The following is a 16173-nucleotide window of genomic DNA, read 5'->3' as shown; positions in this document are numbered from 1 at the left end:
ATAATCGTTCGGCCTGAAGCGGGCGATCGTGCCCGGTGCAACAACGCTTTTTCCGGAAGTCTTCCCAATGAGCATCAACCTCAATCAGATGGCGCAGGCCGATTTGAACGAAAGCGTGTTGCAGCATCTCGCCGCACGCGTCGGCTGCGCGCCCGAATCCGCCAAGCGCGTCATTTCGCTGTGCGGGCCGGCGCTCATCGGCTCGATGATGAACAAGGCGTCCTCGCTCGACGGCGCGCGCAATCTGTTCAACGCGGTCATGTCGCCGGGCGTCAACACGCATATCGCCGACGAACTGCCGCATTTCGTGCTCAATGACGACGGCATGCAAACGCTGCTGGCCACGAGCGCATCGGTGGATGGCGCGGTCGCATCGCATGACAACGTGAACGCGCTGAGCGCGCGCATCGCCGAATACTCCGGCGTGCCGGCGCACGTCACGCGCGTGCTGGCCGGCGTGGTCGGCGCGACCATTCTCGGGCTGCTCAAGCGCCACTTCACGCAGCACAACGGTCAGGTCGGCCAGTTGCCGACGCTGCTCGGACACCAACTGCCCGTCGTTCGGGCGAACATGACGGACGCCTTCGCGCAGGCGCTCGGTCTCGGCTCTGTCGGCGGGTTTCTGGCCGGCGTGGCGTCGCGGCTGAAGGCGGTGTCGTCGCATCTGGAACATCCGTCCACGCAGGAAGCCGCTGCGTTCCCGATCCACAGCGACCTGTACCCCGCGCCCAAGAGCGAGGAAGCCCAGGAAAAGTCCAGCAAGCGCAAGTGGCTGTGGGTGGCGAACGCCGCCGCGCTCGCGCTGTTCGCAGCGCTCGTCGCGCGCGGTTGCTCGACGGAAGACAAGCCGAAGGAAGCGGCGCAGGACGCGCAGGCCGACGGATCGGCTTCCGCATCGGGCAGTGCGGCGTCGGATTCGGCTGGCGCATCGGGCAGTGCGGCGTCGGATTCGGCTGGCGCATCGTCGTCGGACGCAGCGGCGAGCGGCGTCCCGGTCGCGAGCCAGGCGTCCATGCCGACGCTGCTGCCGGGCAAGAACGCGCTGGCATCCATCACCGTCGACGCCTCGGGCGTGCCGACCGTCAAGGCGACAGTCGGCAGCGACGAGGAGCGCCAGCGGCTCATCGATCTCCTGTCGGCCAGGTTCGGCGCGGACAAGTTCCACGCGAACGTCGCCGTGGATCCGGACACGAAGCCGTCGACGTGGCTCGACAAGCTGGACACCCTCGCGCCCGTGATGGCGCTGCCGGGCGCACGCGTGCAGATCACCGGCGACAAGATCGAACTTGGCGGAAAGGCCGCTGACACAAAACTCGGCTGGCTCGACAAGCTGAAGGCGCTGTTCGGCTCGGGGTGGAACATCGGCCTCGCTTCGCCGCACGCGGACGCGGCGGCATCAGACGCGGCGTCGGCGGTGGCTTCATCGGCGGCGTCGGCGGCAGTGCCCGCATCGGCTGCGACATCGGCATCGGCATCGGCAAACGGGGAGGCCTGCTCCGCGCCGGCTATCGCGCGAATGCTCAATCTGAAGCCGATCAACTTCCGCACCGGTTCGAACACGCCGCCTGCAAGCGCGATGGCTGCGCTCGCGAAGTCCGCGCAAGCCCTGAAAGCCTGCGATGAACATGGCGCGCCCATCATGCTGCAAATCGCCGGGTACTCGGACAACACGGGCAGCCCGGCGCTCAACGTCGAGCTGTCGAAGAAGCGCGCGGAAGCTGTGCGCGCGTATCTCGTGAAGCACGGCATCCCGGCGAATTCTTTGAAGGCGGAAGGTTTCGGCGAGGTCAATCCGATCGCCGACAACTCGACGCCTGCGGGCCGCCTGGCGAACCGCCGCATCGAGTTCAAGGAAGTGAACTGACCGTCGCAAGCAACGCGGGTGCGTCGTCGTTCGGCGAGACTCACCCGCCCCCGTCCGCGTTCTAGCGACGCGTACGCGCGAAGCCATCGGCCAGGAAGTCCTGATCGAGGTTGGCGGGCAGCACTTCCCGCGCGACCTCGATCCACGCGCGCGCCGCATGAGAGAGATAGCCGTTGCGCCGCCACCCCAGCGCCATGTCCCAGTGAATCTCCGGCGCGACGACCGGCCGGCATGTGAAGGCGTCGGTATCCAGCCGGCGGCAATACGGCGCGGGCAGCAGCGCGATGCCGATACCCGCCTGCACCAGCGCCGCCATGAAGTCCCAATGTCCGCTGCGCCCCACGATGGTCGGCGCGAACCCCGCCGCGCGGCACGCGTTCATCACGATATCGTTGAGCGCGAGGCTCTCGCCATAGAAGACGAACGGCTCTGCGGCGAGATCCGCCAGCGGCACCTCGCGCACGTCTTCCCAGCGCGAGCCCTTCGGCGCGACGAGCCATAGCAACTGACGGCTGACGGGCAATACGTCGAACATGTCGGTATCGACCGGTTGCAGGACGCCGCCCAACTCCAGTTCGCCGTCCATCAGCGCGGCTTCGATCGCCTTCGACCCGCGCTCGAATAGCTTCAGCTCGACTTTCGGATACCGCCGCCTGAACGCCGCGATCGCCGGCGTGAAAAGCGAGCCGCCCATCGGCGGAATGCCGATGGTCAGCGTCCCGCGCCCGAAGGTGCCCAGATCGTTCAGTTCCGCCTCCAGCCGCGCGTGCGCCGCGAGCACGTCCACACCGCGTTGATAGACGATCTGCCCGGCATCGGTCAGCACCATTTGCCTGCCCTCGCGCAACAGCAGCGGCGAGCCGACTTCGTCTTCGAGCGCCTTCACCATCTTGCTGATGGTCGGCTGCGTGACGAACATGTGCTCGGCGGCAGCGGTAAAGCTTTTCTGTTTGACCACTTCGACGAAATACCGCAACGCGCGCAGTTCCATGATCGGCTCAGGATTCCGGATTGGAATGAAGTGGATAAGGTTAAGTCATTTTAATTATGGAGACGACGACCCTATACTCGCGTACAGGTTAACCCTAGTCATTACGCCATGTCCGCCGCCCTCCTGAATCAGACGCCTTCCACCGCTCGCGCCGCTATCAGCCGCTTTGCCCGCGTCGCCGTTCAGTCGGGCGGGATCGCGGCGATCTGGTTCGTCGCCGATTTCGTCGCGCGCAAGCTCGCGTTGCCGGTGCCGGGCGGCGTGGTCGGTCTCGTCGCGTTGCTCGCACTGCTGTTCTGCGGCGGCGTCGCGCCGCGCTGGGTCAAGGCAGGCGCCGACTGGCTGCTCGGCGACATGCTGTTGTTCTTCATCCCGGCGGCCGTCGCGGCCGTCCAGTACGGCGGCCTGTTCATGGAAGACGGCTGGCGGCTCGCGCTCGTCGTCGTCGCAGGCACGCTAATGGTGATGGTCGCCGTCGCGTTTGCGGTCGATCGCGCCGCGCGCCTCGAGCGCCGTCTCGCGCTGCGCCGCGCGCTCGTCGCCCGCCACGCGGCCCGCGCCTGAGCACGCGGTCATGCATCACTTCTATGCCTCGCTTCTCGCCGACGACGCCGCGCGCCTGATCGCGGCGGGCTGCTTCGTGCTGACCGTTGCGCTGTACTTCGCGTCGAAGCGGCTGTACGCGCGATTCCGCAGCCCGTGGCTCACGCCGATGCTCGCCGCGCCCGCCGTGCTCGCGTTGATCGTCGTGACCGCGCGCATTCCGTACTCGGTCTACTTCGCCGACACGCGCTGGCTCATGTGGCTGCTCGGACCGGCGACCGTCGCGTTCGCCGTGCCGATCTACGAGTACCGCGCGCTTTTAAAACGCCACTGGATTTCGCTGACGGTCGGCGTCACGGTCGGCATTCTGGTGGCCGTGGGCGGATCGCTGGCTTTGGCGAAGCTGCTGCATCTGTCGCCGGAATTGCAGCGCAGCCTCGCGACGCGCTCGGTGTCCACGCCGTTTGCGCTCGCCGTCTCCGACAAGATTCACGCGCCGAGAGACCTCACCGCGCTCTTCGTGATCGCGACAGGCGTTTGCGGCATGCTCTTCGGCGAAATCGTGCTCGCGCTCGTGCCGCTGCGCACGCGGCTCGCACGCGGCGCGCTGTTCGGCGCGGCGGCGCACGGCGTCGGCACCGCGAAGGCGCGCGAACTCGGCAGCGAAGAGGGCGTGGTCGCGAGCCTGACCATGATGATCGCGGGCGTCGTGATGGTGCTGCTCGCGCCCGCGCTGTCCGCGCTGCCGTTCTAGGCGCGCGCATCGGTAAAAATGCGGTTCACGCAGCGCCGAAGATTTGAATCAGCGTCTGCTGAAACGCAAACGATCCAATAAGACTTTGCTACAATCGTCGTTCGCCCCCGAGGAGCGTTGCGACGGTTGAGCGGCTCGAAAAAGCCCATCCGCCAGGCTCGGTGGCCTTCAATCCGGACGGCTCGAATGCGCCTTATCAAGCGCCCGCAGAGCCACCGCATCGAACGGCGCTCACGTCAACATTTCTAGTCTTTTTTAGAAAGGAGGGCGTGATGAACGCCGCAGTTCTCGATTCCAGCAACACCCAGGATTTCGTTGTCGCCGACATGTCGCTCGCCGCATGGGGCCGCAAGGAACTCGACATCGCCGAGACGGAAATGCCCGGTCTCGTGCAAATCCGCGAAGAATACAAGGCGCAGCAGCCGCTCAAGGGCGCGCGCGTCGCGGGTTCGCTGCACATGACCATCCAGACCGGCGTGCTGATCGAAACGCTGAAGGCGCTGGGCGCGGACGTGCGCTGGGCGTCGTGCAACATCTTCTCGACGCAGGATCACGCCGCCGCCGCAATCGCCAATGGCGGCACGCCGGTGTTCGCGTTCAAGGGCGAATCGCTCGACGAGTACTGGGAATTCTCGCACCGCATCTTCGAATGGCCGAACGGTGAGTTCGCCAACATGATTCTCGATGACGGCGGCGACGCCACGCTCCTCCTGATTCTCGGCTCGAAGGCGGAGAAGGACCGCTCGGTCATCGCCAAGCCGACGAACGAAGAAGAAGTCGCGCTGTACAAGTCGATCGCGAAGCACCTCGACGCCGATCCGACGTGGTACTCCACGCGCCTCGCGCACATTCAGGGCGTGACGGAAGAGACGACCACGGGCGTGCATCGCCTGTATCAGATGGAAAAGGACGGCCGCCTGCCGTTCCCGGCCATCAACGTGAACGATTCGGTCACGAAGTCGAAGTTCGACAACCTGTACGGCTGCCGCGAGTCGCTCGTGGACGGCATCAAGCGCGCGACCGACGTGATGATCGCGGGCAAGATCGCGATCGTGGCCGGTTACGGCGACGTGGGCAAGGGCTGCGCGCAATCGCTGCGCGGACTGGGCGCGACCGTCTGGGTCACGGAAATCGATCCGATCTGCGCGCTGCAAGCGGCGATGGAAGGCTACCGCGTCGTGACGATGGAATACGCCGCCGACAAGGCCGACATCTTCGTGACGGCGACCGGCAACTATCACGTCATCAACCATGACCACATGAAGGCGATGCGCAACAACGCGATCGTCTGCAACATCGGTCACTTCGATTCGGAAATCGACGTTGCCTCCACGCGCCAGTACACGTGGGACAACATTAAGCCGCAGGTCGATCACATCATCTTCCCGGACGGCAAGCGCATCATCCTGCTGGCCGAAGGCCGCCTCGTGAACCTCGGCTGCGCGACGGGCCATCCGTCGTTCGTGATGTCGAACTCGTTCACGAACCAGACGCTCGCGCAGATCGAACTGTTCACGCAAGGCGACAAGTACGAGAACAAGGTGTACGTGCTGCCGAAGCATCTCGACGAAAAGGTCGCGCGTCTGCATCTGGGCCGCATCGGCGCGGAACTGACCGTGCTGTCGGACGAGCAGGCAGGCTACATCGGCGTCGACAAAAGCGGCCCGTTCAAGCCGAACCACTACCGCTATTAATCGCACGCGGCGGCAGGCCCGGCACGGATGCGCGAGCATCCGCGCCGCGCTCTGACCGAACGGCGAACAACCGGAGAACCTTCGATGACCGTGCTGCTGACATGGCTGATCAACGCGCTCGCGCTGCTGATCATCACCTATCTCGTGCCGTCCATTCACATTCGCAGTTTCGGCACGGCGCTGATCATCGCGGTGGTGCTCGGACTGATCAACGCCGTGCTGCGCCCGGTCCTCATTATCCTGACGTTGCCGGTGACCATCCTCACGCTCGGCGTCTTCATCCTCGTGGTGAATGCGCTGTGCTTCTGGCTGTGCTCGTCGCTGCTGAAGGGCTTCGAGGTCTCGGGTTTCTGGTCGGCGTTCTTCGGCTCGATTCTCTACAGCATCGTGTCGTGGCTCCTGTCGGCGCTCGTGTTCGGGCAGCGCAACTTCGGCTAGCCGCCGCGCTTTCTGCGCGCACATCATCATGAAACCCATCGAACTCTCATTTGAGTTTTTCCCGCCGAAGACGCAGGAAGGCGTGGAGAAGCTGCGCGCTTCCCGCGCGCAACTCGCGCAACTCGCGCCGAAGTTCGTCTCCGTGACGTTCGGCGCGGGCGGCTCCACGCAGCAAGGCACGCTCGATACCGTGCTCGAAATGGCGGCGGAAGGCTTGCAGGCGGCGCCGCATCTGTCGTGCATCGGCTCGTCGCGGGAAAGCCTGCGCGCGATTCTCGGCGCGTACCGCGAACACGGCATCCGCCATATCGTCGCGTTGCGCGGCGATCTGCCTTCGGGCATGGGCGAATTCGGCGAGCTGCGTTATGCGTCGGAACTGGTGGCATTCATTCGTCAGGAACACGGCGACTGGTTCCATATCGAGGTGGCCGCGTACCCGGAGTTTCATCCGCAAGCGCGTTCGCCGCGCGCCGATATGGAAAACTTCGCGCGCAAGGTGAAGGCGGGCGCGAACGCCGCGATCACGCAATACTTCTTCAACGCGGACGCGTACTTCAAGTTCGTCGGCGAAGCGCGGAAGCTGGGCGTGGATGTGCCCATCACGCCGGGCATCATGCCGATCACGAACTTCTCGCAACTCATGCGCTTCTCCGACATGTGCGGCGCGGAAGTCCCCAGATGGATCGCGCGGCGTCTGGAAAGCTACGGCGACGATCGCGAGTCGATCCGCGAGTTCGGCCTCGACGTGGTGACGGGCTTGTGCCGCCGTCTCATCGACGAGGGCGCGCCCGGCCTGCATTTCTATACGCTCAACGGCGCTGCGGCGACCAAGACGATCTGCGAACGGCTCGGTTTCCAGAGCGCCTGAGTCGCACGTTCTAGCATGACCCGCGCGGCGCTCGCCGCGCGGTTTTTTCTCTCCTCCCGCCCCTCCGACGTTTCGCGCTCCGACGCAATCAAATCCGCCAGAAGTGGAGAAAACCCACCACGCGCGTAACATTTGTTCGTGCTAGTGTTGCGCCCGGCTTTCGCATCCGCTACCAAAGTGGGCGATGCGATCAAGTAAGATCGCGCTACGCCGGCCGCGAGGTCGGCACTGACTTGGAGGAAACATGAAAAAAAATGGCCTGTTGCGAGTCGCCCGCATCTCGGCGCTCATGGGCGCCGTCGCCACGGCAACGCTCTTCGCCGCGACCGCCGCGAATGCGGCAATCCCGAACAAGACGCTCGTCTATTGCTCGGAAGGCAGCCCCGCCGGCTTCGATCCGGCGCAATACACCACCGGCACCGATTTCACCGCGAACACGTTCACTGTGTACAACCGCCTCGTCGAATTCGAGCGCGGCGGCACGAAGGTGGAACCGGGCCTCGCGGAAAAGTGGGAAGTCTCGCCGGACGGCCTGACTTACACGTTCCATCTGCGTCACGGCGTGAAGTTCCAGACGACGTCCTATTTCAAGCCGACGCGTGAATTCAACGCGGACGACGTGCTGTTTACGTTCAACCGCATGCTCGACCCGAACCAGCCGTTCCGCAAGGCGTACAACGTGCAGTTCCCGTACTTCACGGATCTCGGCCTCGACAAGCTGATCTCGAAGATCGAAAAAGTCGACCCGTACACCGTCAAGTTCACGCTGAAGGAAGTGAGCGCGCCGTTCATTCAGAACATGGCGATGGAATATGCGTCCGTCCTGTCCGCCGAATACGCCGACAAGCTGCTGAAGGACGGCAAGGCCGCCGACATCAACCAGTATCCGCTCGGCACCGGGCCGTTTATCTTCCGCAGCTATACGAAGGACGCGACCATTCGCTTCGACGGCAATCCGGACTACTGGAAGCCGAACGCGGTGCAGATTTCCAAGCTGATTTTCTCGATCACGCCGGACGCCGCCGTGCGCGTGCAGAAGCTCAAGAGCAACGAATGCCAGGTGATGAGCTATCCGCGTCCGGGCGATATCTCCGCGCTGAAATCGGCGTCGAATGTGGATACGCCGTCGCAGGCCGGCTTCAACGAAGGCTACGTTGCGTATAACGTGACGAAGAGCAATCTCGGCAACGCGGACGTGCGCCGCGCGCTCGACATGGCGATCAACAAGAAGGCGATCATCGAATCCGTGTATCAGGGCGCGGGCCAGGCGGCCACCGCACCGATGCCGCCGACGCAGTGGTCCTACGACAAGAACCTGAAGCAGAATCCGTATGACACCGCGAAGGCCAAGCAACTGCTGGCCAAAGCCGGTTTCCCGAACGGCTTCGAGCTGACGCTGTGGGCCATGCCCGTGCAGCGCGCCTATAACCCGAACGCGCGCCTGATGGCCGAAATGATCCAGGCGGACTGGGCGAAGATCGGCGTGAAGGCGAACATCGTGTCGTACGAGTGGGGCGAGTATCTGAAACGCGCGCACGCGGGCGAACATGACGCACTGCTGATCGGCTGGACGGGCGACAACGGCGACCCCGACAACTGGCTCGGCACGCTGCTCGGCTGCGACGCGGTGAAGGGCAGCAACTTCTCGAAGTGGTGCTACAAGCCGTTCGACGATCTCGTCGTGAAGGGCCGCTCCACCACGGATGTCGCCGCGCGCACGAAGGACTACACGCAAGCGCAGGAGATCTTCGCGCAACAACTGCCGTTCTCGCCGATCGCGCATTCGACCGTCTATCAGCCGGTCAGCAAGAAGGTGACGAACATGAAGATCGAGCCGCTCGGCTACGTGCGTTTCGATGGCGTCGGCCTGCAGTAAGTCTTGCTGGCGGAATGCTTTTTGCACTAAACCATAACTAGTCGAAACACGTCCGGCGGCGCGGATCGAAACGATCCGGCCGCCGGTAACGTATTTATCCCCAAGAACGAACCAAAGGGCGATCATGTTCCGATTCGTTTTGCGACGCATAGGAATGGTGATACCGACGTTCATCGGCATTACGATTCTCGCGTTCGCACTCATCCACCTGATCCCGGGCGATCCCATCGAAGTCATGATGGGCGAACGGGGCGTGGACCCCGCGGCCCACGCGGAAGCCATGAAGCGCCTCGGGCTGGACCAGCCGCTGCCGCTTCAGTATCTCCACTACGTCGGCCATGCGCTCAAGGGCGACCTCGGCATGTCGATCATCACGAATACGAGCGTGATGGGCGAATTTGTGGCGCGCTTTCCCGCCACGGTCGAGCTGTCCATCTGCGCGATGATCTTCGCACTCGTCGTAGGCTTGCCGGCGGGCGTGGCGGCGGCGCTCAAGCGCGGCACGGCGGTCGATCACGGCGTCATGGGCACGGCGCTCACGGGCTACTCCATGCCGATCTTCTGGTGGGGCTTGATCCTCATCATGTTCTTTTCGGCGAAGCTCGGCTGGACGCCGGTGTCGGGCCGCATCGCGGTGGAATACGACATTCCGCACGTCACGGGCTTCATGCTGATCGACTCGCTCTTTTCGAGCGATGAAGGCGCGTTCACGTCGGCGCTCTCGCATCTGATTCTGCCGACCATCGTGCTCGGCACGATTCCGCTCGCGGTGGTCGCGCGCATGACGCGCTCCTCGATGCTCGAAGTGCTGCGCGAGGACTACATCCGCACCGCGCGCGCGAAGGGGCTTTCGCCGCTGCGCGTGGTCGTCGTGCATGCGCTGCGCAACGCGCTGATTCCGGTCGTCACCGTGATCGGCTTGCAGGTCGGCACGCTGCTCGCGGGCGCGGTGCTGACCGAAACGCTCTTCTCGTGGCCGGGCGTCGGCAAGTGGCTCATCGACGCCATTTCGCGACGCGATTATCCGGTCGTGCAAGGCGGCATTCTGATGATCGCGACGCTTGTGATCGTCGTGAATCTCGTCGTCGATCTGCTTTATGGCGTGTTGAATCCGCGCATTCGCCATACTCGCTGAGGAAAATATGGTCCCCCACGCTCACACTTGTTCGCTGCCCCCAAGGGGGCGCATGCCTCGCTCAAGGCGGCTCGGCGCGAGGCATAACTAATGGCTGACGTTCAAAACAATCTCCCGCCCGGCGCATTGACGCCGCCGTCCGGCCGCATGGTCGCGGCGCGCGAGTTCTGGGCAAACTTCTCGCGCAATCGCGGCGCGGTGGCGGCGGGCATCATCGTGCTCGTGCTGCTGTTCATCGCGATATTCGCGCCGTTGATCGCGCCGCATAGCCCGATCGAACAATATCGCGATCACGTCAAGATTCCGCCCGCGTGGCTCGACGGCGGCAATCGGCTGTTTCTGCTCGGCACCGACGAAGCGGGCCGCGACATTCTCTCGCGCCTGATGTACGGCGCGCGGCTGTCGTTCTGGATCGGCTTCGTATCGGTCGTGCTCGCGCTGATTCCGGGCGTCGTGCTCGGGCTCATGGCCGCGTTCTTCCACTGGCTCGATACGCCGATCATGCGCGTGATGGACGTGCTGCTCGCGCTGCCGTCGCTGCTGCTCGCGGTGGCCGTCGTCGCGATCATCGGGCCGGGACTCGTCAACACGATGCTCGCCATCGCCATCGTCGCGCTGCCGGGTTACGTGCGGCTCACGCGTGCGTCCGCGCTCGGCGAATTGCAGAAGGAATACGTGACGGCATCGCGCGTGGCGGGCGCGAGCACCGCGCGGCTCATGTTCTCTCAAGTGCTGCCCAACTGCGCCGCGCCGCTCATCGTGCAGGCGACGCTCGGCTTTTCATCCGCCATTCTGGATGCCGCCGCGCTCGGCTTTCTCGGCCTCGGCGTGCAGCCGCCGGCGGCGGAGTGGGGCGCGATGCTCGCTTCGGCGCGTGATTACATCGAAAGCGCATGGTGGATCGTGACGATGCCGGGTCTTTCGATTCTCGTCTCGGTGCTCGTCATCAATCTGCTCGGCGACGGGCTGCGCGACGCGCTCGATCCGAAACTGAAACGGATGGCATGACATGACCGATCTACTGACTATCCGTAACCTGCAAGTGACGTTCGGCGGCACGCAAGCGGTCGACCGCATCGACCTTTCGGTTAAACCGGGCGAAGTCGTCGGCGTCGTCGGCGAATCCGGCTCGGGGAAAAGCGTCACGATGATGGCGCTGATGGGCCTCATCGATCATCCCGGCAAAGTCACCGCCGATCAGATCACCTTCGACGGCCACGACTTGCTGAAGGCATCGGCGCGCGCTCGCCGGAAGATCATCGGTAAGGACATCGCGATGGTGTTTCAGGACGCGCTGACGAGCCTGAACCCGAGCTACACCGTCGGCTATCAGATCAAGGAAGTGCTGCGGCTGCACGAAGGCTTGCGCGGCGATGCTTCGACTAAGCGCGCGCTCGAACTGCTCGATCAGGTCGGCATTCCGGACGCGAAGAACCGCATCCACACGTTCCCGCATCAGATGTCGGGCGGCATGAACCAGCGCGTGATGATTGCGATGGCGGTCGCGTGCAATCCGAAGCTCCTCATTGCCGACGAACCGACCACCGCGCTCGACGTGACGATTCAGGCGCAGATCATGGAACTGCTCGTGCGCTTGCAGAAGGAGCGCGGCATGGCGCTCGTGCTGATTTCGCACGATCTCGCGGTCGTGTCGGAGGTCGCGCAGCGCGTCGCGGTGATGTACGCGGGCGAGATCATCGAAACGAATCACGTGCCGGCCATTTTCGGCGAGCCGCATCATCCGTACACGGAGGCGCTGCTCGCCGCGATTCCCGAGCACAGCCGCGGCGCGGCGCGCCTTGCCGCGCTGCCGGGCATGGTGCCCGGCCGCGACGACCGGCCGAGCGGCTGTCTCTTCGCGCCGCGCTGCAAGTACGCGGTCGATGACTGCTGGAAGGGCAGGCCGAATCTGTATCGGCTCGACGCGAGCGATGCGTCCGTGCGGGCACGCTGCATCAAGCCGCTGAATGTGGCGCAGGAAGTCGCGCAAGCGGTGCGCGCCGAGCGCGAGGCGCAGATTGTCGAGGAGGGCGCGCGATGAACGCCGTACCGAAGGAAAAGACGAAGGACATCGTGCTGGCCGCTGACCGGCTCACGAAGCACTACACCGTGAAACGCAGCATGTTCACGCAAGGCACGGTGAAGGCGCTCAACGGCGTGTCGTTCGAATTGCAGCGCGGGCGCACGCTCGCGGTCGTCGGCGAATCGGGCTGCGGGAAGTCCACGCTCGCGCGCCAGTTGACGATGATCGAAGCGCCCACGTCCGGTCGCCTGCTGATCGAAGGCGAGGACGTCGCGGGAGCGGGCAAGGCGAAGATCGCGGAACTGCGGCAGCGCGTGCAGATGGTGTTTCAGAACCCGTTCGCCTCGCTGAATCCGCGCAAGACCGTCGAGCAGACGCTCGGCGAGCCGCTCGAAATCAACACGAAGCTCTCGTCGGCGGAGCGCGCCGCGCGCATCGCGCAGATGATGCGCACAGTCGGCTTGCGGCCCGAACACGCGACGCGCTATCCGCATATGTTCTCGGGCGGGCAGCGTCAGCGCGTGGCGATCGCGCGGGCGATGATTCTGGATCCGCAAATCGTCGTTGCGGACGAACCGGTGTCGGCGCTGGACGTGTCGATTCAGGCGCAGATTCTCAATCTGTTCATGGATCTGCAACAGCAGTTCGGCACGAGCTACGTGTTCATTTCGCACAATCTGTCGGTGGTCGAGCACATTGCCGACGACGTGATGGTGATGTACTTCGGCGGCGTCGCCGAACTGGGCGACAAGAAGACGATCTTCGCGAATCCGCGGCATCCGTACACGCGCTCGCTGATGTCCGCGACGCCCGCGCTCTTCGAGGAAGACCGGCGCATCAAGATCAAGCTGCAAGGCGAGATGCCGTCGCCGCTCAATCCGCCGTCGGGCTGCACGTTCCATCAGCGTTGCCCGTACGCGATCGAGCGATGCCGCGTCGAGGAGCCGGCGCTACGGGTGGTCGATGGCCGCCAGGTCTCGTGCCATCGCGCCGAGGAGGTCGGTGAAGGCGACGCCTGAATCGCAGGCGGCGCGGCCGGTGGCTGACCGGGCGCGCCGCGTTGCATCGAGTGCGGCGGCGCTCGCGGTCTGCGCGGCGTTGTGGGTTGCGGCGTTGTTCGCTCGCTCGCGACGCACGCTCATGGCGTGGACGATGGCGGTTGCTGTCTGCGCCGCCGTTTCGCCCGCGAGTTTCGCCGTCACGGGATCGCGTGCGCCGCCGGGCGGCACGCCGCAGCCCGCCGGCGACGCCAGCGCGACCGACGTCCCCGATCCGCCCGCGCAGCCGCCGCGCGTCGACCGCAGCAACGGCACCACGGCAAGCGGCCCCGTGCGCGCGCAGCCGCCGCGCATGCCGTTCTACGTCGCGACCAAGGGCGCGACGACCCTCTACGTGCTCGGCACGCTTCACGTCGGCTTCCCTAGCGACTATCCGCCCGAGCAGCCATTCCGCCAGCCGATTCTCGCGGCGCTCTACGCTTCGCCGACGCTCGCGCTCGAAATTTCCCCGGACGAACTGCTGCTCTCGCAAGACGACGTGAACCGCTACGGCATGTGCCACAGCGAATGTCTGATCGACTATTTGCCGGATTCGATGTGGAAGAAAGTCGAAACACGCATGCGCAACAATCCGGCTGCGCTGAAGGAACTCCGGCATACGCGTCCGTGGCTCGCGTCGATGCTGATCGAAACCTACGACACGCTGAAGGCCGGCTTCCAGAGCGAGTACGGCACCGAGGCGCAGTTGCAGAACGTCTATCTGCGCGTGCGCGGGAAGATCGTCGGACTGGAGACGCTCAACGAGCAGATTTCGACGTTCACGCGGCTCACGTCCGCGCAGCAGCGCGAGATGCTGGCGGAAGATCTGGTGCAGACGCCCGCCGAGAACATCGCCGACGTGAAGGAGCTGCATCGGCTATGGCGGATCGGCGATGCCGACGCGCTCAAAGCCTGGGACGACGCAAAAAGCAGCAAGCTCGCGCGGTCGAAGGCGCTCGCCGCGCAAGTGGACAACCGCGTGGTCTACGAGCGCAACCGGCGCTTCGTCGCGCGGATGGTGCAGCTCGCCGCGCCCGACAAGCCGGTGTTCGTGGCCATCGGCGCGCTGCATCTGGGCGGGCCGCGCGGCGTGCTGGAGTTGCTACGAAAACGCGGGTTCGTGGTCGAGCCTGCGTGATCCAGGCGCGCGGCCCGCGCACATCAAATGAACATCAGCCAGTTCAGCAGGAAGATATTCACGATCAGCAACGTCAGCGCCGTCGGCACCTGCACCTTGATGACCGCGTTCTTGTCGGGCAACTCCAGGAGCGCGGCGGGCACGATGTTGAAGTTCGCGGCCATCGGCGTCATCAGCGTGCCGCAGTAGCCCGAGAACATGCCGATGGCGACCATCGTCGCGGGATTGCCGTGGAACACGCCCACGAGAACCGGCACGCCGACGCCGCCCGTCATCACCGGAAATGCGGCGAAGCCGTTGCCCATCACCATCGTGAACAGCGCCATGCCGATGCAGTACACCGCCACCGCGACGAGCCGGTAATCCATGTTCACGTAAGCCGTCGTCACGTGCGCGACGGCCTTGCCGACGCCCGCATCCGAGAACACGAGCCCGAGCATGCCGAGCATTTGCGGCAGCACGGCGGCCCACGACAGCGCGTCGATCAGGCGGCGCGTTTCGCGCATCGACTGGCCGACGGTATCGCGCGTCATCACGCAGGCCACCGCCAGCGCGATCACGCAGCCGATGCCGAAGCCGATCAGCGTCACGTTCTTCAGTTCGATCAGCGGCTTGCCGCCGAAGACGAGATGGCCCGCGCCGAGCGTCACGATCACGGTGACGACGGGAATGGTGAGCGCAGGCACGAACAGCTTGTTGCCGAGGCGCACGGCGCTCTGGCGGCGGGTTTCCCCGGACAGCATTTTCGGCTTTGCGCCGGTGACGCCGCCGAAGCCCGCGATCAGCGCCATCGCCACCACCAGCACGCCGACGACCGGCACGGGCAGCCAGTCGCCGATGAGGAAGATCAGCGCATAGACGAGCCAGAAGGTGCCCGCCGACAGCCGCCGTGGATGCGACTTGTCGGTGAAGATCATCCCCGCGACGACCACGAGCACGATGCCGACGAGATAGAACAGATAGTTGATCGTGAGCGTCATGCCTTTTCTCCCGCGACGTTTCGCGTCAATGCGTCGAGGTCGCGCGTCAGTTGACGGTCGAGCAGCCAGAGGCGAAAGCCGTGGATGAGAAACGCGCAGATCGCGGTCGGAATACCCCAGACGGCGACGTGCATCGGCTCGACGACGATGCCCAGTTCCTTCAGGAAGGTGACCATCAGCACGATCGCGCCGAACGCCACGAAGATGTCTTCGCCGAAGAAGAGGCCCACGTTGTCGGTCGCCGCCGCGTACGCGCGCAGCTTGAAGCGCACGGCGTCCGAGAGCTTGCCGTGACGCGCTTCGGTCGCGCCTTCGGCCATCGGCGCGAGGAGCGGCCGCACCATCTGCGGATGCCCGCCCAGGCCCGTCAGCCCGACCGCTGCCGTCAGTTCACGCACGAGCAGATAGACGATCAGGAGACGCCCCGCCGTCGCCGCGCGAATGCCCGCGATCCAGATCTGCGCGCGCTCGCGCAGCCCGTGGCGTTCGAGCAGGCCGATCACCGCGAGCGGCAGCAGGATGATGAGTGGAATGTTGCGCGTCTTCAGAAAGCCGCTGCCGATGGCCGTGAGAATGCGTTCCGGCGGAAAGTGCGCCGCCAGGCCGGTGACGATCGCGGCGGCGGCGACGATCAGCATCGGATTGAAGCGCAGCACGAAGCCCACGATGATGACGGCCACGCCGATGAGCGGCCATAGATTGACTGCGGTTGCCATGAGATCTCCAAACGAATGTCGATTGAACATCGCGCCTCGATGCGGGCGCGTTGCAGCGCGAACTTGTCACGCGAACGACGGACGGCTCTTGCGGCCGCTTGCTAAAACGCCCCGGC

15 protein-coding genes and 1 riboswitch are annotated in these 16173 nt (G+C 64.7%); of the genes, 12 read left to right on the top strand and 3 right to left on the bottom strand.

The features are described from left to right. The first annotated feature begins 67 nt into the window (after positions 1 to 67). Positions 68 to 1864, top strand: coding sequence for an OmpA family protein (locus GV035_RS23435; protein WP_236572700.1), 1797 nt, complete (start codon positions 68 to 70; stop codon positions 1862 to 1864). 61 nt (positions 1865 to 1925) lie between these two features. On the opposite strand, the gene GV035_RS23430 is transcribed toward GV035_RS23435, so the two are convergent. Further along, positions 1926 to 2855 (bottom strand): LysR family transcriptional regulator, encoded by a 930-nt coding sequence (locus GV035_RS23430; RefSeq protein ID WP_159837289.1) that lies wholly within the window; start codon positions 2853 to 2855, stop codon positions 1926 to 1928. A gap of 108 nt (positions 2856 to 2963) precedes the next feature. Between GV035_RS23430 and GV035_RS23425 the strand changes: the two genes are divergently transcribed. The 11 genes from GV035_RS23425 to GV035_RS23375 all read left to right on the top strand — a co-directional run bounded on the left by GV035_RS23425 (position 2964) and on the right by GV035_RS23375 (position 14361). Further along, positions 2964 to 3419 (top strand): CidA/LrgA family protein, encoded by a 456-nt coding sequence (locus GV035_RS23425; protein ID WP_159837288.1) that lies wholly within the window; start codon positions 2964 to 2966, stop codon positions 3417 to 3419. 10 nt (positions 3420 to 3429) lie between these two features. After that, complete coding sequence (locus GV035_RS23420) at positions 3430 to 4152, top strand: LrgB family protein (protein ID WP_159837287.1); 723 nt, start codon at positions 3430 to 3432, stop codon at positions 4150 to 4152. Between the two features lie 103 nt (positions 4153 to 4255). Continuing rightward, positions 4256 to 4392, top strand: a riboswitch (S-adenosyl-L-homocysteine riboswitch). Between the two features lie 32 nt (positions 4393 to 4424). Continuing rightward, positions 4425 to 5846, top strand: a complete 1422-nt coding sequence (ahcY, locus tag GV035_RS23415; RefSeq protein WP_159837286.1) for an adenosylhomocysteinase — start codon at positions 4425 to 4427, stop codon at positions 5844 to 5846. An 84-nt stretch (positions 5847 to 5930) separates the two neighbouring features. After that, a complete protein-coding gene (locus GV035_RS23410; RefSeq protein ID WP_159837285.1) occupies positions 5931 to 6284 on the top strand; it encodes a phage holin family protein in 354 nt (117 codons plus the stop codon). Between the two features lie 28 nt (positions 6285 to 6312). Continuing rightward, entirely contained in the window at positions 6313 to 7152 is an 840-nt protein-coding gene (metF, locus tag GV035_RS23405; RefSeq protein WP_159837284.1) for a methylenetetrahydrofolate reductase [NAD(P)H], read from the top strand. A 244-nt stretch (positions 7153 to 7396) separates the two neighbouring features. After that, positions 7397 to 9028 carry an ABC transporter substrate-binding protein gene (locus GV035_RS23400; protein ID WP_159837283.1) on the top strand — a complete coding sequence of 544 codons (1632 nt, stop codon included), beginning with the start codon at positions 7397 to 7399 and terminating at the stop codon, positions 9026 to 9028. Between the two features lie 124 nt (positions 9029 to 9152). Beyond that, positions 9153 to 10163, top strand: a complete 1011-nt coding sequence (locus GV035_RS23395) for an ABC transporter permease subunit (RefSeq protein WP_159837282.1) — start codon at positions 9153 to 9155, stop codon at positions 10161 to 10163. A 90-nt stretch (positions 10164 to 10253) separates the two neighbouring features. Further along, on the top strand, positions 10254 to 11171 hold the full coding sequence (locus tag GV035_RS23390; protein ID WP_159837281.1) for an ABC transporter permease subunit: 918 nt from the start codon (positions 10254 to 10256) through the stop codon (positions 11169 to 11171). 1 nt (position 11172) lies between these two features. Next, on the top strand, positions 11173 to 12204 hold the full coding sequence (locus GV035_RS23385) for an ABC transporter ATP-binding protein (protein ID WP_159837280.1): 1032 nt from the start codon (positions 11173 to 11175) through the stop codon (positions 12202 to 12204). Continuing rightward, positions 12201 to 13205 carry a peptide ABC transporter ATP-binding protein gene (locus GV035_RS23380; RefSeq protein WP_159837279.1) on the top strand — a complete coding sequence of 335 codons (1005 nt, stop codon included), beginning with the start codon at positions 12201 to 12203 and terminating at the stop codon, positions 13203 to 13205. Before GV035_RS23385 ends, GV035_RS23380 begins: the two co-directional genes overlap by 4 nt. A 121-nt stretch (positions 13206 to 13326) precedes the next feature. Then, complete coding sequence (locus GV035_RS23375; protein WP_236572768.1) at positions 13327 to 14361, top strand: TraB/GumN family protein; 1035 nt, start codon at positions 13327 to 13329, stop codon at positions 14359 to 14361. Between the two features lie 23 nt (positions 14362 to 14384). Here GV035_RS23375 and GV035_RS23370 read toward each other — a convergent pair whose 3' ends face one another. Together GV035_RS23370 and GV035_RS23365 are read right to left on the bottom strand one after the other, a co-directional pair. Continuing rightward, the gene (locus tag GV035_RS23370; RefSeq protein ID WP_159837277.1) at positions 14385 to 15341 is read right to left on the bottom strand and encodes a DUF979 domain-containing protein; all 957 of its coding nucleotides are present in this window, start codon (positions 15339 to 15341) and stop codon (positions 14385 to 14387) included. Continuing rightward, entirely contained in the window at positions 15338 to 16057 is a 720-nt protein-coding gene (locus GV035_RS23365) for a DUF969 domain-containing protein (RefSeq protein ID WP_159837276.1), read from the bottom strand. Before GV035_RS23365 ends, GV035_RS23370 begins: the two co-directional genes overlap by 4 nt. Positions 16058 to 16173: the final 116 nt, after the last annotated feature.

This window comes from Burkholderia sp. 8Y, from assembly GCF_902506145.1.
Lineage (GTDB): Bacteria > Pseudomonadota > Gammaproteobacteria > Burkholderiales > Burkholderiaceae > Caballeronia.
This window is presented reverse-complemented; position numbering and strand designations above follow the sequence as displayed.